Below are 19,493 nucleotides of genomic sequence, written 5' to 3'. Positions count from 1 at the left end.
CGTAACCACTAAAGGAGCTATCCATGTCAGACCTGAGCCAAGCCGTATTTTTTGCACCCCAAACCATCACCTTGACCGATGCCGAGCGCCAGCCTTGCGAAGTCTGGACCCGCGTGATGGGTTATCACCGTCCCGTATCGTCCTTCAATACCGGCAAGAAGGGCGAGTTCCACGAGCGTACCTGGTTCACCGAACGCGCCGTTGCGGCGCGCAGCTAGCGTGGGCGCCGGCGCGCTGCGGGTGGGCGGTGTCACCGCCTTTACCGCAACCGATTTTCCCGGCAAGCTGGCGGCCGCGGTGTTCATCCAGGGATGCCCGTGGCGCTGCGGCTACTGCCACAATCCGCACCTGCAGCCGCGCCAGAGCGGACCGCTGGCCTGGGCCGACGTCATGGCCCTGCTGGTGCGCCGCGCCTGCTTGCTCGATGGCGTGGTGTTCAGCGGCGGCGAGCCGACCATGGACCCGGCCTTGCCCTTTGCGATGGCGGCCGTGCGCCAGATGGGGCTTGCGGTCGGGCTGCACACGGCGTGCATCTATCCGCGCCAGTTGAAGGCGGTGCTGCCGCTGGTCGATTGGGTGGGATTCGATATCAAGGCGCCGTTCGCGGCTTACCCGCGCGTGACCGGTGTGTTCGACAGCGGGGCGCCGGCGCGTGCCTGCCTCGAGATGATCGTCGACAGCGGCGTGGCGCATGAGTGCAGGACCACCCTGCACCCGGCCTTGCTGTCGGAAGCCGAGGTTGAAGACCTGGCGGAAACGCTGGCCGGCGCCGGCGTGCGCAATTACGCGATCCAGACCTTCCGCGCGCAGGGTTGCGCGGATGCCGGTTTGAATGCGACGGCGGGTGCTGTCATGGGCGAAGCGGCACTGCAACGCATTGGCGCGCGCTTCGATACCTTCGTACTGCGGCCCGCGTAAACCAGCGGGCAAGTTCCAATCACTTACGATCCGTCGTCCCCGCGAAGGCGGGGATCCATAGCACGTCTGAGCAGAGGTGGTATGGGTTCCCGCCTTCGCGGGAACGACGAATCTAAGGGTGTCGTCCTAAAACCTTGGCATCGGTGTGCAACTGCGAGGCCAATTGATCGGCGTGTGCCTTGTCAAAATCCGCATGCATCTTCTTGCGCACCCCGAGCTCACTGAGCAGCACATGCTTGTCGGGCGTCACCCCATGCTGCGCCAGGCACTGGCGCGCGCACGCGAGCGGACACCCATCGATCGCCAGCACCGGCCGGCCCGAGCGCGCCAGCTTGACCAGCGGCGCCACGCCGCCGCCCACGCCGGCGATGCACGACATTTCAGCCTCCCCGCTGCGATCGAGCGCCAGCGCAAGGTAATTGGCCATCTGCGCCGCGCTCGAACACCCCGAACACGAATACACCAGCGGCAGCGCCGCCCTGTCGGTACCCATCATCGACCTCCTTTACATGGCAGAACCCCGGCGCCAGCGCGCCGGTAGCAAACGCTCCGGATCGAACAGCGCAACGTCAATCGCGTCGAGCGTGTTCTTCACCAGCAGCCCCAGTTCGGTGTCGCCCTCCATGGTCAGGCGACGTGCAAAAAACAGCGTGTCCGGATCTTCGCGCCGCTGCGCCAGCAGCAAAAAGTCGCGCGCGCTGGCTCCGATCGACAGGTCCGGCGCCGGCTGGGCCGCCAGGGCCACGAAGCGCGATCCGCGCCAGCTCACGTCGAAGCGCACGCCGGCGTCAAGCACGCCGATGCTGATCGAGCGCCCCTCCAGCGCGGCGCGCACGTCGCCGGGGAGCTGCGGCCCGAGCACGCGGCTCAAGCCGGCGGCAAACAGCAGCGAGCCGGGAAAACGCGGCAGGCGGCCCAACAAACCGGCCAGCGGGGCCGGAACAGCCGGGTAAACGTGCTGCTTCATGCCGCCTCCCGCTTGTCGAACGCCATGCCCGGCTTGCCGTGCCAGTAGCCGTCGCACGCCGCCGCCGGCATCAACGGCGCCAGCCCGGCCAGCGCCTGCCCCGGGTCGACCTGGCCCCGGCGCGCGCGGTCGAACAGCGCGACCACGGCCTCGGTGTGCTGCGCCTGTGGACTGATGCGCAGCACGTCCACGTCCATCGACGCCAATACCGCCAGTTCGCCCAGCAGGTTGTACACCAGGTGCGACTGGATCTGGGTGCCGTTGAGGATCAAAAAGGTGTCGGCGTCGCGCGTGCGCAGTTCCAGCCCGTCCGGATGGGCCATGCAGCTGAACTGGCAATCGTCCTTGCCCAGGTTGCGATGGCGCGCCGTAAAGCAGCGTGCCGAAAACGCCAGCGGCATGCGGCCATACGCGAATACCTCGGTCTCGAGCCCCTTCGGCCGGCTTTGCTGCATCGCCGCCAGTGCGGCGCGCCCCATTTCGAGCGGCATGACCCAGCGCCGCGCGCCCAGTTGCGCCATCAGCGCCACGCTGTCTTCGTTGTACAGGTTCAGGTGCGGGCCGGCCACGAACGGCACGCTGCCATCGAGGCAGTGCACGGCGCCGATGTCGTTCGCTTCGATCGCAAAGCGCCCGTTCGAGGTGAGCTTGCGCAGGTTGGTCAGGTCGCTGCCCGATTCGAGCAGCGCCTGGGTCGACAGCACCACTTCCTTGCCGGCGTCGGCCAGCATGGCCGCCAGCGACAGCCAGTCGGGCAGGCGCAGCTCGTGGCGGCGCGAGCACACCGTTTCGCCAAGGTAGACGATATCGACCGGGCTTGCCGCCACCGTGTCGTAGAACGCCATCATCGTATCGCGCGGCCAGTAGTACAACACCGGGCCGAGGGCCAGTTTCATCATGCTGCCTCCCTTATTTCCATGAGCGGTGGTAGGCGCCCAGCGTATGCTGCTGCCCCTCGGCCACCTTGTTCAGATCCGCCATCCACGCCTGTTTGGCCGAAAAACGCATCGGACTGGCGCGGTACTGGTCGATCGCCTCGCGCCAGACGCGCGTTACCTGCGCCACGTACGCGGGACTGCGCTGGCGCCCTTCGATCTTGATGGCGCTCACGCCCAGCTCGATCAGCTGCGGCAGCAGTTCCAGGGTATTCAAGCTGGCCGGCTCCTCGATCGCGTAGAACTGTTCGCCGGCGACGTCGAAACGGCCCTTGCACAGGGTCGGATAATTGGCCTGCTCGCCGTCGGCGTAGCGGTCGATCAGGACGCCGCTCAGGCGCGCCTCCAGCCCGGCCGGCGTTTGCTGCCAGCGCACCGCCTTGGCCGGCGAGCACACGCCGTGGGTATTGGGCGATTCGCCCGTGGCGTAGGACGACAGCGCGCAGCGCCCTTCGACCATCACGCACAGGCTGCCGAAGCCGAAGACTTCAATTTCCACAGGCGTATTGCGCACCACTTGCTCCACCTGCGCCACCGACAGCACGCGCGGCAGCACGGCGCGGGCAATGCCGAAGTGGCGATGGAAGAAGTTGATGGCCTCGTAGTTGGTGGCGGAACCCTGCACCGACAGGTGCAGCCGCAGCGCCGGATAACGCTCGGCGGCGTAGCGCATCAGGCCCGGGTCGGCCAGGATGATGGCGTCGATGCCGGCGCCGGCGGCGCGGTCGATGGCGCGCCGCCACAGGGCGCCGGCGGACGGCTGCGGGTAGGTGTTCAGCGCCAGCAGCACCTTGCGCCCGCGCGCATGGCTGTAGGCGATGCCCTGCTCGATGGCCGCTTCGTCGAAGTTCAGGCCCGCGAAATTGCGGGCGTTGGTCGCGTCGCGAAAACCCAGGTAGACGCAGTCGGCGCCGTTGTCCACGGCCGCCTTGAGGGCCGGCAGGCTGCCGGCAGGGCACACCAGTTCGAACGGCGCGGCGCCGTCGGAAGAATTTGACATCATGTTCATTCGTCGTAAGGTGGGGGACTGCACTGTAGCCCGGGGGCAGTCCGAAAATCTTTGACGTGCATCAAGGATTTCCGGACTGCGAAGCGGCGACAATGGCGCCATGCACAAACAGCAGGAGACCACGATGGACACAATCGGAAGCTATCTCGAAGCCGACCATGTGCGCTGCGACGCACTGTTCGCAGACGCGCGCCGCGCCGTGCGCAAGGGCCTGTGGCGCGAGGCAGCACATTGCTTCGCCGCCTTTTGCCACGCGCTCGAACGGCATTTGCTGATCGAGGAGCGGATCATTTTTCCGGCGTTCGAAAACGCCATCGGCGCCGCCAGCGCCCCCACCGCCGCGATGCGCAGCGAGCACCTGCGCATCCGCGGCGTGGCGCAGCGCTTGTCGAATGCGCTGCGCGAGCGCGATACCGATGCGTTCCTCAATCACGCCGACACGCTGGGCATCGTTTTGTACCAGCACAGCGAAAAGGAAGAAGGCGTGCTCTATCCGATGATCGAGCGCGTGCTGGCGCCGAACTGCCACAAGCTGGTGGCGGCCATGCAGGCGTTCGGGGCGATGGACCAGATGGCCAGCGCCGCATGAACGCCGCCGCGCCAACCCCGCAAACCCACCACATCGACGTGCGCGGCCTGGAGCCGCCCGAACCGCTCGAACGCGTGCTCGACGCGCTCGACCGCCTGCCCGAGGGCGACCACCTGTGCATCCTGATCGAACGCGAGCCGCGCCCGCTGTACCGCATCCTGGCGCAAAACGGCTATGGCCACGCCACCTCCGCGCTGCCCGACTACCTGTACGAAGTGCGCATCTGGCGCCGCGTGCCGGCTGCCTGACGCATGCAGCGCACCCTCTCGCTCGAACAATCGCCGCCGCTCGGCGCGGTGCTGCGCTACTTTCTCGCCACCCCGGCGTGCGCCATGCTGGCCGCCGCCCTGCTGCTGTGGCAGGGCGCACCGGCGCTGGTTTCGCGCTGGTCGCCCGCCACGCTGGCGCTGACCCACCTGCTCACCCTCGGCACCCTGGGCATGACCATGGCCGGCGCGCTGATCCAGATCCTGCCGGTGGTTGCCGGCGTGGCGCTGCCGCGCGCGCGCATGCTGGCGCCCGGGGTGCACGCGCTGCTGGGCGGCGGCACGGCGGCCTTGTGCTGCGCCTTCCTGTTCACGCAGCCCTGGCTGTTTCGACTCGCGCTGGTCCTGCTGCTGCCGGGTTTTGCGTGGCTGGTCGGCGCGCTCACGGTCGCCTTGTGGCAGATGCCGCCGCCGGGCGCGATCCCGATGACGGCCACCGTCCGGCTGGCGCTCGCCAGCCTGGTGGTCACGGTGTGCCTCGGCGCGCTGCTGGCATGCGCCTTTGCCTGGCCGGGAGCGGCCACGCCGCTGCCGCTGATGCTGGCCACCGACCTGCATGCGCTGTGGGGTGTGTTCGGGTGGGCCGGACTGCTGCTGGTCGGTGTATCGTTCCAGGTGGTGCCGATGTTCCAGGTCACGCCGCTGTACGACAAGCCGCTGCCGCAGGTGCTGGGCGTGGCGATCTTTTTGCTGCTGGTGCTGTGGAGCGTGAGCGCCACGGCGCTGCGCGCGCGCCTGGCCTGGATCGACACGCTGGCCGGCGCGCTGGTACTTGGCGCCTACGCCGTGTTCGCGCTGGCGACCCTGCGCCTGCTGGCGCGTCGCAAGCGTCCGCAGGCCGACGCCATGACCCTGTTCTGGCGCCTGGCGATGGCCAGCATGCTCGCCTGCGCGGCGCTGTGGGCGCTGCCATCGCAGCTGGCGGGCGACGGTCGCACCCTGGCCATGGGCGTGCTGATGCTGGTGGGTTTTTTGTACTCGACCATCAACGGCATGCTGTACAAGATCGTGCCCTTCCTGGTCTGGCGCGAGCTGCAGGAGCGCGCCGCCGAGGGGCAGCGCGCGCCGGCCATCAAGACGCTCATCACCGACCAGTCGGCGCAGCGCCAGTTCTGGCTGCATGCCGCCGCCCTGGCCCTGCTGCTGGCGGCCTGCTGGTGGCCGGCGCAGCTGGCGCGTCCTGCCGCCGGGGCGATGTTCGCCTCGGCCGGCGCGCTGCTGTTTAACCTGGCGCTGGCGCTGCGGCGCGGTTACAGCGCGATGGCCGTGAGCGTGTCGCGCACGGCCTTGGGCGGAAACTCGGTCGTCCGATAACGCGGCGGGTAGCCGGCGTCGAGCAGTTTCAGTGCGTTGGTCTTGTCTGCCAGCTCATCCCATGGCAGCATCATCGTGTCGAGCAGCTGTCCATTTCCATCGAGCCGGATCAGCGCCACGATGTCGGTTTTCGGCAGCAAGCTCGACACGCCCTCGGTCCAGACGCTCATGGTCAGCACGCTTTGATCGGGGCGTTGCATCACCTGGAAACTGGCGACAAAGATATCGATGCCTTTACGTTCATGGAATTTTTCGAGCAGCTGTTTCTGCCCGGCGTAGTCGGACGCCATCGACTGCGACCACAGCGCCTTGAGCTTGCCAGCCACCGGTTCCCCGGGAACATACTGCACCGCGCGGCCCTTGTGAAAACGGTACATCAGCGCCGACACCTGCCGTCCCTCCTGGTCCGCATAGCGCTGCGCCAGTTCGGCCATCGCCAGCATCCCGGCCGGATTACCGGACGAGGTGGCGATCAGGCGTGCGCGCGTGGGTATCATCATCACCGGATCGGCGCCCAGGTTCAAGCGGTGCACGATGTCCGGCAACAGCAGGCGCGAGGTGTCGTACGAATCGTTCCAGGCGCTGACCAACACGCCCGGCGCCACCTCGTCGAAGCTGGCCACGCTGCGCTCGCGCAGATTGTCCAGCGCCACCGCCAGGCATTCCTCGACGCTCACGCCCCACTGCCTCAGGGTGGCCAGGTCGATCGGCTGGACCGCATGCTCGGTGTCGTAGGCCAGCATGAGCACCGCATCCTCGCTGAACGGGAGCACCGCGTGCGCGTTGTGCTTGTTGTCGTTGTCGGCCAACTGCGTCAGGCGCAGCACCTCGGGCATCGCGCGGCTGCGCAGGATCGGCATCAAGCCGTGCCTGGCCAGGGCGAACGTGGGCGGCATGACCGGCTGCGACAGCGCGGCGCTATAGCTGGCAAGGACCTGGTCACGCTCGCCCTTGCCGGCCCGGCAGTAATCGTTGTATGCGTTGTGCAAGTTGAGCACCAGCGCGTTGTCGGTGCCGATGGTGAGGCTGAACGCCGCCGCATCGAAGCGGATCGGCTGCGTCATGCCGCGCCTTCTGGCCGTGTCGGTCATCAAGGTGGCAAATTTGGCCGCGGTCGGCTTGGTGTTGAAGAGGTCAAAAATTCCCACGGCAGTCTCGTTCATATTATTTACGTGCGGCAATTGTACCTGTCGGATCACCCGGGTGTCGCGGCCATTCTTAATTTTCCCTGATTAAAGAGCCGTGCGGTAACACGGCGTCTGCGAAATGTTATATCTTGACGTTTGGCGCCGAGGTCCCTCCGCGCCGTCTCAACCACGTGGTATAAATGCTCGAATTAACTTCGCTTTCCGACGCTCCTGTCGCCGCCCATCCCGACATTTTGTACGGGCCGGCCGAACCCTCCCTGCTGAAACACGAAATCCTGGCCGACCTGCTCGAAGCGAGCGCCCGCCGCGCGCCCGACCAGCTTGCGCTGATCTACCAGGAACGCCGCCTGAGCTACGCCGAACTGGACCGGCTGGCCGATATCGGCGCCTCGCGCCTGATCGGCCTGGGCGTGCGTCCCGGCCATATTGTCGGCCTGTGGATGATGCGCGGCATCGAGTTGCTGGTTGCACAAGCTGCCATCGCCAAGGCCGGCGCCGCCTGGCTGCCGGTCGACCAGGATACGCCGGTCGAGCGCCTCGCCGTCTGCGTGGACGACGCCAGCGCCGTTGGCGTGGTCACCAGCGCCGCCTTTGCCGCGCAACTGGCCGGCGGCCCCACCGCCGCCTGGTGCGCCGAAGACTTGCTGGCCCCGCTGGCGGACGGCGAACGGCTGCAACGCCGGGGCGAGGTCTCGCCCGACGTGCCCGCCTACGTCATCTACACCTCGGGTTCGACCGGCAAGCCGAAAGGCATCCTGATTTCCCAGCGCAGCATTTGCCACTTCTTGCGCAGCGAAAACGCGGTGCTAGGCGTGCGCGCCGAGGACCGCGTGTACCAGGGCTTTTCGGTGGCCTTCGACATGTCGTTCGAGGAAATCTGGATTTCCTACCTGGTCGGCGCCACGCTCTGGATTGGCCCCAAGGAAATTGCCGGCGACCCGGAAACGTTGCCGCGCATGCTGTCCGCCAACCGCGTGACCGTGTTGCACGCCGTGCCGACCCTGCTGGCCCTGTTCGCCGAAGACGTGCCCGGCTTGCGCCTGATTAATCTGGGGGGCGAAATGTGCCCCGAATCCGTGGTCGAGCGCTGGGCCGCGCCCGGCCGCCAGATTTTTAACACCTACGGACCGACCGAGGCGACCGTCTCGTGCAGCCTGGCGCGCCTGGAGCCGGGGCGCACGATCACCATCGGCACCCCCTTGCCCAACTACGGCCTGCTGGTGATCGGCACCGAAGGCCCGGTCCTGGCGCTGCAACCGCGCGGCGCCACGGGCGAGTTGTGCATCACCGGTCCGGGCCTGGCCGCCGGCTACCTCGGCCGGCCCGACCTGACCGATGAGAAATTCCTGGCCAACCCCTGGGCCAGCGGGCCGCACGACGCGCGCCTGTACCGTACCGGCGACCTGGCGCGCATCGATGCCGACGGCGAAGTGCAGTGCCTCGGCCGCACCGACGACCAGGTGAAAATCCGGGGCTTCCGGGTGGAATTGGGCGAAATCGAAGCGGTGCTGGCCCAGCAAGCGGGGGTGGGCACGGTGGCCGTGCTGCTGCGCAAGGACGACGGCATCGACCAGCTGGTCGCTTACGTGGTAGCCGCCGCCGGCGCCAGCGACGAGTCGGTATCGAGCCCCACCCTGCGCCGCGCGCTGGGAGAGCATTTGCCGGCCTATATGGTCCCGAGCCGCTACGAGATCTTGCCGCTGATGCCACGCTTAACGTCGGGCAAGATCGACCGCAAGGCGCTCAAGGCCATGCCGCTGGCCACCCTGGCCGCCGCCGATGGCTCGGACCAGCCCGAAACCCCGGCCGAGGAAGCCCTGTTCAAGGCCCTGGCCGGCCTGTTCCCCGGCCAGCCGATCCGGCGCGAAGCCGACTTTTTTACCGACCTGGGCGGCCATTCCCTGTTCGCCGCGCGGCTGGCCTCGGCCTTGCGCACCGATCCGGCGTTTGCCCACGTCACCGTGCGCGATATCTATCAGCAACGCCAGATCGGCAAGATCGCCATCGCCCTGATGGATGCGCCGGCCGCCGGCGCGGCCGAGCAGGATTGGACGGCGCCGTCCGCCACCCGGCGCTGGATCTGCGCGGCCGGCCAGGCGCTGGCCATTCCACCGCTGGTCACCCTGCGCATGGCGCAGTGGCTGGCGCCGTTCTTCACGTATCACTTTTTCACAGGAGAAGCGGGCGACTCGGTGGCGCGCGCGGTGGCCGCCTCGATCGGCGTATTCCTGTTCGCCACCGTGATGGAATTCGTCATCGCGATCGCCGGCAAATGGCTCATCGCCGGGCGCCTCAAGGCCGGGTCTTACCCGCTGTGGGGCTGGACCTATTACCGCTGGTGGCTGGCCGACCGCCTGGTCGAGTCGGCCCCGGTGTACCTGCTGAGCGGATCCTCGCTGTACGTCTGGTGGCTGCGCGCGCTTGGCGCACGGGTCGGTAGCGAAGTGCTGGTCGGCTCGATGACCCTGCGCGCGCCGGACTTGCTCGACATCGCCGATGGCGTGAGCATCGGCAACGCCGTGAACCTCGAAAACGCGCGCGTCGATCGCGGCCGCCTGCTGCTGGGCGCCATTGCGCTTGGCGAAAACGCCTCGGTATCGTCCTACGCCGTCATGGAAGGCAACACCTCGGTCGGCGCGCTCGGCCACCTCGAAGGACAGGCCGCGTTGGCCGATGGCGCCAGCGTGCCGGCGGCGCGCGTGTGGGGCGGCTCGCCCGCGCGCGACCAGGGACCGTTCGTGTCGACCCTGCCGCCGCGACCGAAGGTCAGCCCTGCGCGCCTGGCGGGCGAAGCGGTCTTCTTCGTGTTCGGCATCTTGCTGGTGACCACGGTGTTCTTCATGCCGGTGTTCCCGAGTTTTGTCTTGATCGACTGGCTCGATGAAATGGAAGTCATGCCCTGGCTGCAAGGCAACCAGGTCATGACCCAGCTGGTGCGCTATTTCCTGCTGGCGTTTCCGGCTTCCGCCGTGCTGATCGTGCTGACCGCGCTGGTCTCGGCCGCGATCCGCTGGGGCGGCTTGCCGCGCCTGAAACCGGGTCGCTCCGCCGTCCACAGTAATATCTATTGTGCAAAATGGCTGGTGAGCCATATCCAGGAATCCAGCCTGAACGTGCTGCACGGCATTTATGCGACCGTGTTCGCGCCCTTCTGGTATCGCCTGCTGGGCGCCAAGGTCGGGCGCGATGCCGAGATTTCGACCGCGCTCGGCGTGGTGCCCGACATGCTGACCCTGGGCGACGAAACCTTCATCGCCGACGCCGTCATGCTCGGCGACGAACACATCGACGGCGGCTGGATGACCATGCAGGCGACCGTGGTATCGCACCGCAGCTTCGTCGGCAACGGCAGCTATATTCCGGATGGCACCATCCTGCCGGAACGGGTGCTGGTCGGCGTGCACACCCATGCGCCGGACAACGCGCGCATGGCCAGCGGCGATACCTGGCTCGGTTCGCCGGCGATCCACTTGCCGGCGCGCGAGCAGGTCAGCGGCTATCCCGAATGGCTGACCTACCGGCCATCGGCGCTGCGCCGCGTCGGACGCACCCTGGTGGAAACTTTCCGTATCGTTGCCCCGCACGCGCTGGTGATTGCGGTCGGCTACACGGTGGTGCTCGACGTCATGCCGACCGCCGCCGCCGGGCTGTGGGGCGAGGTGATCGCCGACCTGGCGCTGGCCGGCCTGGTGTACGGCATCGGCAACTTCGTGTTCGTGCTCACGCTCAAATGGCTGCTGCTGGGCCACTACCGCAAGCGCTCGGCGCCGATGTGGACGCCGTTCGTTTGGCTGTCGGAAGGCGTCACCAATCTGTACGAAGGCATTGCCGTACCGAACTTCATGCGCTATCTGCGCGGCACGCCCTGGCTGCCGGTCGCGTTCCGCTTGTTGGGATGCAAAATGGGGCGCGGCGTGTATCTGGACACCACCGATATCACCGAGTTCGACTGCGTCTCGATCGGCGACTACAGCGAGCTCAACGCGTTCGCCTGCCCGCAGACCCACCTGTTCGAAGACCGCGTGATGAAGATTGATCATGTCGAGATCGGCAGCAAGGTCACGATGGGGCCGCGCAGTGCCGTGCTCTACAGCGCCAAAATCGGCGACAACGCCCGCCTCGGCCCGCTAACCCTGGTGATGAAGGGCGAGCACATTCCCGCAGGCACCAGTTGGGCGGGTTGCCCGGCGGCGCCCGCGCGTGTTGCAAGTGCGGCCTCGGCAACATAAACTGTCAGACTCATTCCTGTTACCAGAAAGCACCCCATGGCGAACCGCGCATACCTGTTAAACACCTCAGTCCTGACCAGCAACCCGTTTGCACTGGCCCGTGATCTGGACAAGCCGGGAAACAGCTATGCGGAGGTTGCCGAAGCGTCCTACGCGATCCCCATCCCCTGGTTTTTCTGCTTCAAGGCGGACGATCTCCAGATGGTGACGGTCGAGCTCGATGAAGATGAGGACGAGGACGAAGAAGCGATCGAAGTCGGCTTGCCATGCACCACCGTCGCCAAGGCGATTGAAAACATGTCGCAAGCGCTGCCGCACTTCGAAGCGATCGCCGGCGATCCGGCATTGGGCAAGGCATATTGGCAACACGCCATGGATGCGCTCAAAGCCCTGCCGCTTCCGTATTTGACCATGAATCCGCTCGAGATCATGTTCATGGTCGACCCGCTCGACTACGCCGAGGAAATGGCGCAGGCATTCGAGGGCGATGCGGCGGCCATCGCGCAGATCAAAAACCTCGCGGGCTACACCGATGGTATTGCGCCCTACGCACCGGACGTGGCGGGGGGTGTGCACGGCGCCGGCCTGGACGATGTCCACCGCGCCAATTCGGTCGCGCTGCACGGCGGCTTCCACGCCTCGCCCCACTGACACGGACGATGAAGGGCGAGCATCTTCCGGCAGGCGCCAGCCGGGCCGCATGCCCGGCGGCGGCCGCCACCAGCGTCCCCTGACTTGATCCGCCTCAAACCGGGGTCAGACCCTAATAGAGTTAACTTAAGACCCGTCATTCCCGCGTAGGCGGGAATCCAAGGCATCTTAGCTGAGCGACGGTGCCTTGGATTCCCGCCTACGCGGGAATGACGGGTTTTTACCGGCATTAGGGTCAGACCCCGGTTTGAGCTGGATCAAGGGTTGAGCGGCTTGGCCAGGCTGGCCACCAGCGCATCGGCCAGTTCCAGCACCACCGCGTGGCGCTTGCGCGCTTCGGAGCGCTTTTTCGACTGGATTTGTTCCATGTCGGGTTCCGGCACTGGCTCGCAGGCAATCGTATAATCGCCATCGGCACGCCGCTCGGCTCCCAGCTCGTTCCACATCTGGTCGTAGTCGGCCATCACCTTGCCGCGGCGAATCGCACCGTGTACGACCCGGTTCGCATTCCCAACCAGCCGCACGCGACTGCAACCGACAGCATGGCCCAGCTGCCGCACCAGGGTCACCAGCAAATGCTTGGGCCGCGCGCCGTGCAACTCGCGCGTTGCCGTGCGGATCGCTTCGAGCCCGTCGCTGCCCTTCGGACCCTGGATGCAGCCGATGCACACGATCTGCTGGCCCTCGTCTTCCGCAAAGGTGAACGCCAGCGAAAACACGGGCGTGCCGCCATCGCACAACTGCAACACCAGCTCGCCTTCGCGTTCCATGGTGGACACGGCGCGCAGTTGCAGCTCATATATTGAGCCGGTTTTGCCCTCGACCGATCCGAGCGCTACGCCGGCGCGAGCGGCCGCGACGATCAGCGGCCCCATTCCACGGCTGAACACAAAGCCGTAATGCGTCGCCAACACGCGCAGGCGCGCCTCGGCGCACAGCACATTGCTCATGTAGGGGCGATAGATTTTGTACAGCAGCTTCGGCGAATCGCGCACCAGGTCGCAAAAGACCGGATGCGCATTGAGCACGCGCAACCACTGATCGGTGACGCGCCGATGCATCAGCGCGCGCGCCTGCAGCTTGACGCGCTCGCGCCAGTATTGCAATGCGGGCAAGGTGTCCGGAACGCCTGAACGGAGGCTGATCGTCGGCGTCAGGAAAACTGTCTCCAGCCCTCCTGCGAAAGGGCCTTCTTGAAAATTCATTGCTGGACTCCGCTAACAATCAGAAATGATGCAAGCGGGTGTTTCCAATGAAAAACTACCGTTGCAGTGATCTTCTATTGTAAATTAAAAGCGTGGCGGTAAATACATTTAATTTCCGTTTGGATATATAAGGACGCCATGATCGACGTGTCGGATATCAGCAGCCGCAAGAGCGGCCACTTGCGCGTGGCGCAGGCTCGCGGTTATCCTTGCCCCATATGATATTCAGCATACATTTCTCACATTCAACAATGTGCGCGCACGACTGCGGAGGGCACGCATGATCGAGATCGACGGTGTATGGTTCGATCGGTCTATCCACCATTTTACTTTCGCCCGAAGCCACCAGATCGCTCGCATGGACGAGCTGGAGAAGCTGTGCGAGCTAAGCCACCTGCGCTCTGCGTGCTTTAGCGGTACCAACCTCGACGATGCCGGGCTGGCCCATCTTGCGAAAGCGAAAAGCATTGAGGACCTGAACCTGCAGTGGACGGAGATCAGCAACCAGGGCCTGGCACATCTTGCCGCCCTGCCACGCCTGACTAGTCTGAGGCTGAAGGAAAATGATCAGCTCACCAACGACTGCATCGTCCACCTGCTAAAGCTCGACAACCTGGTCGATCTGCAAATCCACGGGACCTCGATCGACCAGTCCGGCCTGGACCGACTGGCGCCGATGACGCAATTAGAGCATATCTGCATCACCTTGGACGGAGACAATTTTTCACGCCCGGCGCTGCTGGCATTGTCGCGACAAATGCCCACGTGTTCGATATTGGTCAAGGGCAATGGCGAATTTTATGATGGCAGCTTCGATGGCAAATGGTAGCCATGCCCATGCCTTCAAACTCATCCAATTCTGGGCGGCAACAAATTTACTTGCGGCAGTTCAAGTAAAATGATGCTTTACCCGACCGGCCGGCAGGAATGACCTCTCACGACACCGATATTGTTCCCCTGCCAACTTACCAACGCCTGTTCGGCCCGGTGACCCAGGCACGCCTCATCCGCCTGTTCCTTCTCTATCTGCTGATGCTCGGCGCAGGAATGGCCTTGCTGTTCCTGACGCACCAGGACCAGCTGCGCATCCTGGGCATGGGCCTGATCCTGCCCGGCGGCGGCTTTCTCGCCCATGCCGACATCTGCACCGCCAGCGGCGTCGGCCACCTGCTCGCGGCGGCCGCCGGCATGGCCACCTTCGCCTTCGCCCTGCTGGTCTGGTTCGGCACCGGCAATATCCTCGCGCCGCCCGTGGCCTGGCTGGGCATGGCCGCCGGCGCGGCCACCATGCGCCACGGCGCGCTGCGGGCAGCGACGATCGACATGGTGCTCTCCGGACTAGTCCTCGCTTTCGTGGCGCTGGCCCTGGCCATGGCCGCCCGCTTCGCCCTCGCGCGCCGTCAGCGCAAGATCGACAACGCCTGGCTTGCCGGTCAATCGGAGCGCTTGAACCACATTTTCAACGCCGCTCCCGACACCGGCGATGCGCCCGAAATGTCGCTCGATCACCTGCGGCGCCTGCGCTTTGCCCTCGACCGCGCCCTGCAACCGCTCGACCAGTTCGACGGCTTCGAAAAAATCGACCAGTTCCAGACTGCCGCCACGCGCTACCAGTTGAATTTTCTCGCCTACGGCGTGGCGCTCACGCAAGCGCGCTACACGCCGGCGTTTCGCGGCTATATGCACGAGGCGCAGATCGCGCTGCTCGACAAACAGGCGCAGCACCGGGTCTGGTCGTACTGGGGACTGGAAAACCTGTGGGGCAACCTGCGGGCCGACCCGGACCCGATCGCACGCGAGAACATCATGTACACCGGTTTCGTGGCGCTGCAAATGGCGCTGTTCAGTGCCAGCACCGGGCGCCGCGATTTCTCCGAAAGCGGCCGTTTTACGCTCACCCATCCGTCGGGGCGGCGCTACGCGCACGATGCCGGCTCGCTGGTGCGGCGCCTCGAACACGAATATACGACCTCGCCCTACTACCTGATCGCCTGCGAGCCGAATTGGGTCTACCCGCTGTGTAACACCATCGGCGCGAGCGCCATCATGGCCTTCGACGCCCAGCATGGCGAGCAGCGCTGGCCGGCCCGCGCGCACGACTTCCGCCACAACCTGGAAGCCGAATTCCTCGACGGCTTCGGCCGGTATGTCCCATGCAAGTCGGCGCGCACCGGCCTGGCCCTGCCGGCTATCGGCGGCGCGATGCCGCTGGCGATGCCGTGCTTCTTCCTGAACGTGGTCGCCCCCGACCTGGCGCGCCGCCAGTGGCTGCTGCTGCGACGCCAGTTGTTCGGGCGCGATGGCGCCTTGCGCCGCCGTGCCTTCTGGCCTATCGATACCGGCAACTACGGCTTCTCGCGCGCCAGCGCCTACAGCGCCACCGCGCTGGCGGCTGCGGAACTGGGCGACAGCGCCGTCTACGACGCCTGCATGGCCGCGCTGGAAGCGCAGTGCCCGAGTGTGCTCAAGGATGGCGTGATCCACCGCATGCGCGCCTCGGTCTGGGCGCACGGGGTCGAGTTGATGGCGCGGGCCGGCACGCGCGATGGCTTTCGCCAGGTGATTGGCGATCCGCCCCTGGTGGCGGGGCCGCAGCTCGATGCGCTGGCGTATCCCGACATCCTGGTCGCCAGTGCGCATGCCGACGGCCATGGCTTGCGCGCGGTGCTGTATGCCGACGGCATCCACGTGATTGGCCTCGTCGGCCTGCGGGCGTACGGCCAGTACCTTGCCAACGATGTAAGCGTCACGGCCGACGCCAGCGGCAAGGCCAGCGTGAGCATGGCGCTCGCCGGGCGCACAAACCTGCACGTTCAAGTCCAGGGAGGCAGATAATGGCATGCTGCGTCCTTCTGGCCGCTGTGCTGGGCGGCATTGCCGCAGTCACGTCGTGGCTGGCCAGGCCGGCGCGCCGGCCCGGCAAGGCGCAGGACTGGCGCTTGATCAAACCTACGGATACACCATGAACGAAACCAAAAACGTCGCTACTCCGCAGCGCTTTTCGCTGGCGGCCCGCTCCAAAAGCTTCGGCTACGCCATTGCGGGCATTGTCTTCATGCTCAAGACCCAGCACAACGCGTGGCTGCACCTGGCCGCCAGCGTGATCGTGGTCGGCCTTGGACTGTACTTCAATGTCAGCAGCGCCGACTGGCGCTGGCTGGTCGCGGCGATGGTGGCGGTGTGGGTGGCCGAAACCATCAACACGGCGGTCGAATACGTGTGCGACGTCGTCTCGCCCGGCTACGCCATCGCGGTCAAGCACGCCAAGGACATCGGCGCCGGCGGCGTGCTCATTGCCGCCGCCGGCGCGGTGCTGATCGGCGCGCTCACCTTCTGGCCCTACCTTTAGGGCGCCTCTCATTACCGGTAAATGTCGCGTGGTCGCCGGTCGCGATGCCGGCAGTGGCATGTTGAGAAAAGCGATGGACAAATCAGAGATTGAACAATTAAAGAAGCGATGGACTACCCAACAAATATGCCAGGGTGAAGAAGCGCTCGTCGGGAAATCTACCTTCCCTTTTCCCGTGATGGATGATGGGTTCGTTGATTTGCGTGGAATTGCGATCACGCAATTCATCAAGAACGTAACGATAAATTCTGTCGATCTTTCTGGAGCGGCACTTGAACGAACTGGCCAGTTTGGGATGTGCAAGGTTGAGAAAGTGCGATTTTGCTTTGCGTCGCTGCAAACGCATTTAGGAAAAATCTTCAATTCGTGCGACTTTACGTCGGCGAATTTATCAGGTGCTGTATTGCGGGGTGAATTCTCTAAATGCGATTTTTCCATGGCAAATTTAACATCCGCGATAGGGACTGAGGTTCGATTCGTCAACTGCATTTTTGTGAAGACGAACTTCAGAAACAGGCCCTTGGCGCCCATCTCGGTCAGGCCGGCAAACACATGCTCGATCCGCGCGCGGGTCTCAGCTCAGAAGACCAGTACTTGGTCAGTTCAGAACAATCTGATTCCGCTCCTCAAAAGCTTATAGAGATCTCAACGCTATGAACATATTACAAATCGCGATAGGAGTCGCAATGATCCTGCCAGGGGTGTTCGCGCTGGCGGCGTTCGTTTTCTACACAGTACGATACACGGGGCTACGACGAGGTCGTAAAGATACTTTCTTTGATTATTTGCATGATTTCACGGGGGGCTGGTTGCGCTTAATAACGCGCGCCGATCCACCCGAGGAGCAATACTACTTTCGAAGAATGATACTTGCCTTCGCTCTCTTCGTTGTCTATATAGCGGTCATTAAGGCAGTCGTAGGGTAGGTATCGTTTTGAAAGCGGCGCCAACCAAGGCGTCTACTTGCACGTCGAGGGCAGTGGATCACGGCGCGGACAAACCACCAAGGCCGGGACGGTAGAGCACGACTCGGCCAGGTCCGGGCGGAATGTTGAGGCCGCTTTCATATTTGTTGAGTTGTTGGAAGCGCACCTCAACCTTGGCCGCTAGTACTACAGGGGCTGGACCGGTTTTTCGCGGCGCCCTTTAGACGCTGCGCACGGCGGCATCCCGACGTTCGCTGTAGCGGTCCACCAGGTAATCGCTGCGCTCGCGCAGTAGCAAGGTGAATTTGAACAGCTCTTCCATCACATCGACCACGCGGTCGTAAAACGGCGATGGCTTCATGCGCCCCGCCTCGTCGAACTGCTCGTAGGCCTTGGGCACCGACGACTGGTTCGGTATCGTCACCATGCGCATCCAGCGCCCCAGCAAACGCAAGGTGTTGACGGTATTGAACGACTGCGAGCCGCCCGACACCTGCATCACCGCCAGCGTGCGTCCCTGGGTCGGCCGGGTGGAACCGACTTCCAGCGGAATCCAGTCGATCTGGTTTTTCATCACCGAGGTAATGGCGCCATGCCGCTCCGGGCTGCACCACACCTGCCCTTCCGACCAGAGCGACAATGCGCGCAGCTCGGCCACCTTGGGATGGGTGACCGCTTCGCTGTCGGTCATGGGCAGGCCGTGCGGGTCGAAAATGCGCACGTCGGCGCCCATGTGCGCCAGGATGCGCGCCGCTTCTTCGGTCAGGAAGCGGCTGAACGAGCGCTCGCGCAGGGACCCGTACAGCAGCAGGATGCGCGGCGGATGATCGAAAGGCGCCGGCGGCGCCAGTTTATCCAGCGTCGGCAGGTCGAACTGCGCTTCGCCCAGGTTGGGCAGGCTCATGTCCTTGATGTCCATTCAGGCGTCCTTCGGCGGCAAGATATCGAGCACCAGATCGCCGGGACGGCACAGGCGCACGCCCAGCGGCGTGACCACGAACGGGCGGTTGATCAGGGTCGGATGGGCCACCATGGCGTCCAGCAGGGCATCGTCGGCGGCATTGGCCAATCCGAGGTCGGCGTATTCCTGCTCCTTGGTGCGCATGGCGTCGCGCACCGCCAGGCCCGCACGCGAGATCAGCTCTTTCAGCACGGCGCGCGTGGGCGGGTCGACCAGGTAATCGATGATCTTCGGATCAAAGCCGCTGGCCTGGATCAGTTCAAGGGCGCGGCGCGAGTTACTGCAGCGCGCGTTGTGGTAAATCGTAATGGTCATGGCGGATTCGCGCGCGATGCGGCTCGTTTTGATGATTCAATAATAGTCGAAATGACCCATCAAGACAAGCCGCCGCCGTGGGCGGGCCAGTCATCCGGCGTCGAGCAGGCCCTGTTCGCGGATAAAGGCCACCACGGCGTCCACACCTTCGCCGCTGCGCAGGTTGGTGAAAATGAAGGGGCGCTCGCCGCGCTGGTGCTTCGCGTCGCGCGCCATGATCGCGAGATCGGCCCCCACGTGCGGCGCCAGGTCGGTCTTGTTGATGATCAGCAGATCCGAACGCGTGATGCCCGGACCGCCCTTGCGCGGGATCTTCTCGCCGCCGGCCACGTCGATCACGTACAGGGTCAGGTCCGACAGCTCGGGGCTGAAGGTGGCGGCCAGGTTGTCGCCGCCGGACTCGATCAGGATCAGGTCCAGCTCGGGAAAATCGGCCTGCATGCGCGCGATGGCTTCCAGGTTGATCGAGGCATCTTCGCGGATTGCGGTGTGCGGGCAGCCGCCGGTTTCCACGCCCATCAGTCGCTCGGCCGGCAGCGCACCGGCGCGCAGCAGGATGTCCATGTCTTCGCGGGTGTAGATGTCGTTCGTGATGACCGCCATGTCGTATTGATCGCGCATGCTTTTGCAGAGCATTTCGCACAAGGCGGTCTTGCCGGAACCAACCGGACCGCCGATGCCGACCCGCAGGGGATTCGATGTCATTTTCTG

Annotated in this window: 20 protein-coding genes; 11 read left to right on the top strand and 9 right to left on the bottom strand. The window is 64.9% G+C overall.

The genetic code is table 11. The features are described 5' to 3' along the window. The first annotated feature begins 23 nt into the window (after nucleotides 1–23). Complete coding sequence (gene nrdD, locus F0185_RS35165) at nucleotides 24–218, top strand: anaerobic ribonucleoside-triphosphate reductase (RefSeq protein WP_167223376.1); 195 nt, start codon at nucleotides 24–26, stop codon at nucleotides 216–218. Beyond that, the gene (locus tag F0185_RS08475) at nucleotides 202–918 is read left to right on the top strand and encodes an anaerobic ribonucleoside-triphosphate reductase activating protein (RefSeq protein ID WP_187362471.1); all 717 of its coding nucleotides are present in this window, start codon (nucleotides 202–204) and stop codon (nucleotides 916–918) included. The genes nrdD and F0185_RS08475 overlap by 17 nt, the downstream gene beginning before the upstream one ends. A gap of 112 nt (nucleotides 919–1,030) precedes the next feature. On the opposite strand, the gene F0185_RS08470 is transcribed toward F0185_RS08475, so the two are convergent. The 4 genes from F0185_RS08470 to ubiU are packed head-to-tail and all read right to left on the bottom strand — an operon-like array spanning nucleotide 1,031 to nucleotide 3,823. Then, on the bottom strand, nucleotides 1,031–1,411 hold the full coding sequence (locus F0185_RS08470) for a putative zinc-binding protein (protein ID WP_167223374.1): 381 nt from the start codon (nucleotides 1,409–1,411) through the stop codon (nucleotides 1,031–1,033). A 12-nt stretch (nucleotides 1,412–1,423) separates the two neighbouring features. Beyond that, nucleotides 1,424–1,885, bottom strand: coding sequence for a ubiquinone anaerobic biosynthesis accessory factor UbiT (gene ubiT / locus F0185_RS08465; protein ID WP_167223372.1), 462 nt, complete (start codon nucleotides 1,883–1,885; stop codon nucleotides 1,424–1,426). Further along, nucleotides 1,882–2,784, bottom strand: coding sequence for a ubiquinone anaerobic biosynthesis protein UbiV (gene ubiV, locus F0185_RS08460; protein ID WP_370663988.1), 903 nt, complete (start codon nucleotides 2,782–2,784; stop codon nucleotides 1,882–1,884). The genes ubiT and ubiV overlap by 4 nt, the downstream gene beginning before the upstream one ends. A gap of 10 nt (nucleotides 2,785–2,794) precedes the next feature. Next, nucleotides 2,795–3,823: a ubiquinone anaerobic biosynthesis protein UbiU gene (ubiU, locus tag F0185_RS08455; protein ID WP_441295224.1), complete on the bottom strand. Its 1,029-nt coding sequence runs from the start codon at nucleotides 3,821–3,823 to the stop codon at nucleotides 2,795–2,797. 130 nt (nucleotides 3,824–3,953) lie between these two features. Here ubiU and F0185_RS08450 point away from each other — a divergent pair, with 130 nt between their 5' ends. The 3 genes from F0185_RS08450 to F0185_RS08440 are packed head-to-tail and all read left to right on the top strand — an operon-like array spanning nucleotide 3,954 to nucleotide 5,998. Further along, complete coding sequence (locus F0185_RS08450; protein ID WP_166884585.1) at nucleotides 3,954–4,418, top strand: hemerythrin domain-containing protein; 465 nt, start codon at nucleotides 3,954–3,956, stop codon at nucleotides 4,416–4,418. Continuing rightward, the gene (locus F0185_RS08445; RefSeq protein WP_167223370.1) at nucleotides 4,415–4,666 is read left to right on the top strand and encodes a DUF2249 domain-containing protein; all 252 of its coding nucleotides are present in this window, start codon (nucleotides 4,415–4,417) and stop codon (nucleotides 4,664–4,666) included. Before F0185_RS08450 ends, F0185_RS08445 begins: the two co-directional genes overlap by 4 nt. Nucleotides 4,667–4,669: 3 nt before the next feature. Beyond that, on the top strand, nucleotides 4,670–5,998 hold the full coding sequence (locus F0185_RS08440; RefSeq protein WP_187362470.1) for a permease: 1,329 nt from the start codon (nucleotides 4,670–4,672) through the stop codon (nucleotides 5,996–5,998). Here the strand turns inward: F0185_RS08440 and F0185_RS08435 are convergent. After that, the gene (locus F0185_RS08435; protein WP_167223368.1) at nucleotides 5,935–7,146 is read right to left on the bottom strand and encodes a DUF1444 domain-containing protein; all 1,212 of its coding nucleotides are present in this window, start codon (nucleotides 7,144–7,146) and stop codon (nucleotides 5,935–5,937) included. The genes F0185_RS08440 and F0185_RS08435 overlap by 64 nt on opposite strands. 179 nt (nucleotides 7,147–7,325) lie before the next feature. On the opposite strand from F0185_RS08435, the gene F0185_RS08430 reads away from it, so the two are divergent. Next, on the top strand, nucleotides 7,326–11,375 hold the full coding sequence (locus tag F0185_RS08430; RefSeq protein WP_167223366.1) for a Pls/PosA family non-ribosomal peptide synthetase: 4,050 nt from the start codon (nucleotides 7,326–7,328) through the stop codon (nucleotides 11,373–11,375). Nucleotides 11,376–11,411: 36 nt separating this feature from the next. Further along, nucleotides 11,412–12,026: a hypothetical protein gene (locus F0185_RS08425; protein ID WP_167223364.1), complete on the top strand. Its 615-nt coding sequence runs from the start codon at nucleotides 11,412–11,414 to the stop codon at nucleotides 12,024–12,026. A gap of 257 nt (nucleotides 12,027–12,283) precedes the next feature. Here F0185_RS08425 and F0185_RS08420 read toward each other — a convergent pair whose 3' ends face one another. Continuing rightward, nucleotides 12,284–13,141 (bottom strand): VirK/YbjX family protein, encoded by an 858-nt coding sequence (locus F0185_RS08420; protein WP_167223362.1) that lies wholly within the window; start codon nucleotides 13,139–13,141, stop codon nucleotides 12,284–12,286. 370 nt (nucleotides 13,142–13,511) lie between these two features. On the opposite strand from F0185_RS08420, the gene F0185_RS08415 reads away from it, so the two are divergent. The 4 genes from F0185_RS08415 (at nucleotide 13,512) to F0185_RS08400 (ending at nucleotide 17,220) form a co-directional block, all read left to right on the top strand. Continuing rightward, a complete protein-coding gene (locus F0185_RS08415) occupies nucleotides 13,512–14,060 on the top strand; it encodes a leucine-rich repeat domain-containing protein (RefSeq protein WP_167223360.1) in 549 nt (182 codons plus the stop codon). 98 nt (nucleotides 14,061–14,158) lie between these two features. After that, a complete protein-coding gene (locus F0185_RS08410; RefSeq protein ID WP_167223358.1) occupies nucleotides 14,159–16,066 on the top strand; it encodes a linalool dehydratase/isomerase domain-containing protein in 1,908 nt (635 codons plus the stop codon). 127 nt (nucleotides 16,067–16,193) lie between these two features. Further along, nucleotides 16,194–16,580 carry a diacylglycerol kinase family protein gene (locus F0185_RS08405; RefSeq protein WP_166884570.1) on the top strand — a complete coding sequence of 129 codons (387 nt, stop codon included), beginning with the start codon at nucleotides 16,194–16,196 and terminating at the stop codon, nucleotides 16,578–16,580. Between the two features lie 73 nt (nucleotides 16,581–16,653). Further along, complete coding sequence (locus F0185_RS08400) at nucleotides 16,654–17,220, top strand: pentapeptide repeat-containing protein (protein ID WP_167223356.1); 567 nt, start codon at nucleotides 16,654–16,656, stop codon at nucleotides 17,218–17,220. Between the two features lie 506 nt (nucleotides 17,221–17,726). On the opposite strand, the gene arsH is transcribed toward F0185_RS08400, so the two are convergent. From arsH to ureG, 3 genes are all read right to left on the bottom strand, one after another. Further along, nucleotides 17,727–18,410, bottom strand: coding sequence for an arsenical resistance protein ArsH (gene arsH, locus F0185_RS08395; protein WP_167223459.1), 684 nt, complete (start codon nucleotides 18,408–18,410; stop codon nucleotides 17,727–17,729). A gap of 15 nt (nucleotides 18,411–18,425) precedes the next feature. After that, nucleotides 18,426–18,782, bottom strand: a complete 357-nt coding sequence (gene arsC, locus F0185_RS08390; protein ID WP_167223354.1) for an arsenate reductase (glutaredoxin) — start codon at nucleotides 18,780–18,782, stop codon at nucleotides 18,426–18,428. A 90-nt stretch (nucleotides 18,783–18,872) separates the two neighbouring features. Next, nucleotides 18,873–19,487, bottom strand: coding sequence for an urease accessory protein UreG (gene ureG / locus F0185_RS08385; protein ID WP_167223352.1), 615 nt, complete (start codon nucleotides 19,485–19,487; stop codon nucleotides 18,873–18,875). Between the last annotated feature and the right edge of the window lie 6 nt (nucleotides 19,488–19,493).

This window comes from Massilia rubra, from assembly GCF_011682065.1.
GTDB classification, from domain to species: domain Bacteria; phylum Pseudomonadota; class Gammaproteobacteria; order Burkholderiales; family Burkholderiaceae_D; genus Telluria_A; species Telluria_A rubra.
The sequence above is the reverse complement of the archived record's forward strand: the minus strand, read 5'-3'. Positions and strand labels throughout refer to the sequence as shown.

Excerpts from the sequence above, each read along its gene's own strand:
- nrdD (WP_167223376.1), top strand. The coding sequence starts at position 24 with ATGTCAGACCTGAGCCAAGCCGTATTTTTTGCACCCCAAACCATCACC.
- F0185_RS08470 (WP_167223374.1), bottom strand. The coding sequence starts at position 1,411 with ATGGGTACCGACAGGGCGGCGCTGCCGCTGGTGTATTCGTGTTCGGGG.
- ubiT (WP_167223372.1), bottom strand. The coding sequence starts at position 1,885 with ATGAAGCAGCACGTTTACCCGGCTGTTCCGGCCCCGCTGGCCGGTTTG.
- ubiV (WP_370663988.1), bottom strand. The coding sequence starts at position 2,784 with ATGATGAAACTGGCCCTCGGCCCGGTGTTGTACTACTGGCCGCGCGAT.
- ubiU (WP_441295224.1), bottom strand. The coding sequence starts at position 3,823 with ATGATGTCAAATTCTTCCGACGGCGCCGCGCCGTTCGAACTGGTGTGC.
- F0185_RS08450 (WP_166884585.1), top strand. The coding sequence starts at position 3,954 with ATGGACACAATCGGAAGCTATCTCGAAGCCGACCATGTGCGCTGCGAC.
- F0185_RS08445 (WP_167223370.1), top strand. The coding sequence starts at position 4,415 with ATGAACGCCGCCGCGCCAACCCCGCAAACCCACCACATCGACGTGCGC.
- F0185_RS08440 (WP_187362470.1), top strand. The coding sequence starts at position 4,670 with ATGCAGCGCACCCTCTCGCTCGAACAATCGCCGCCGCTCGGCGCGGTG.
- F0185_RS08430 (WP_167223366.1), top strand. The coding sequence starts at position 7,326 with ATGCTCGAATTAACTTCGCTTTCCGACGCTCCTGTCGCCGCCCATCCC.
- F0185_RS08425 (WP_167223364.1), top strand. The coding sequence starts at position 11,412 with ATGGCGAACCGCGCATACCTGTTAAACACCTCAGTCCTGACCAGCAAC.
- F0185_RS08415 (WP_167223360.1), top strand. The coding sequence starts at position 13,512 with ATGATCGAGATCGACGGTGTATGGTTCGATCGGTCTATCCACCATTTT.
- F0185_RS08410 (WP_167223358.1), top strand. The coding sequence starts at position 14,159 with ATGACCTCTCACGACACCGATATTGTTCCCCTGCCAACTTACCAACGC.
- F0185_RS08405 (WP_166884570.1), top strand. The coding sequence starts at position 16,194 with ATGAACGAAACCAAAAACGTCGCTACTCCGCAGCGCTTTTCGCTGGCG.
- F0185_RS08400 (WP_167223356.1), top strand. The coding sequence starts at position 16,654 with ATGGACAAATCAGAGATTGAACAATTAAAGAAGCGATGGACTACCCAA.
- arsH (WP_167223459.1), bottom strand. The coding sequence starts at position 18,410 with ATGAGCCTGCCCAACCTGGGCGAAGCGCAGTTCGACCTGCCGACGCTG.
- arsC (WP_167223354.1), bottom strand. The coding sequence starts at position 18,782 with ATGACCATTACGATTTACCACAACGCGCGCTGCAGTAACTCGCGCCGC.
- ureG (WP_167223352.1), bottom strand. The coding sequence starts at position 19,487 with ATGACATCGAATCCCCTGCGGGTCGGCATCGGCGGTCCGGTTGGTTCC.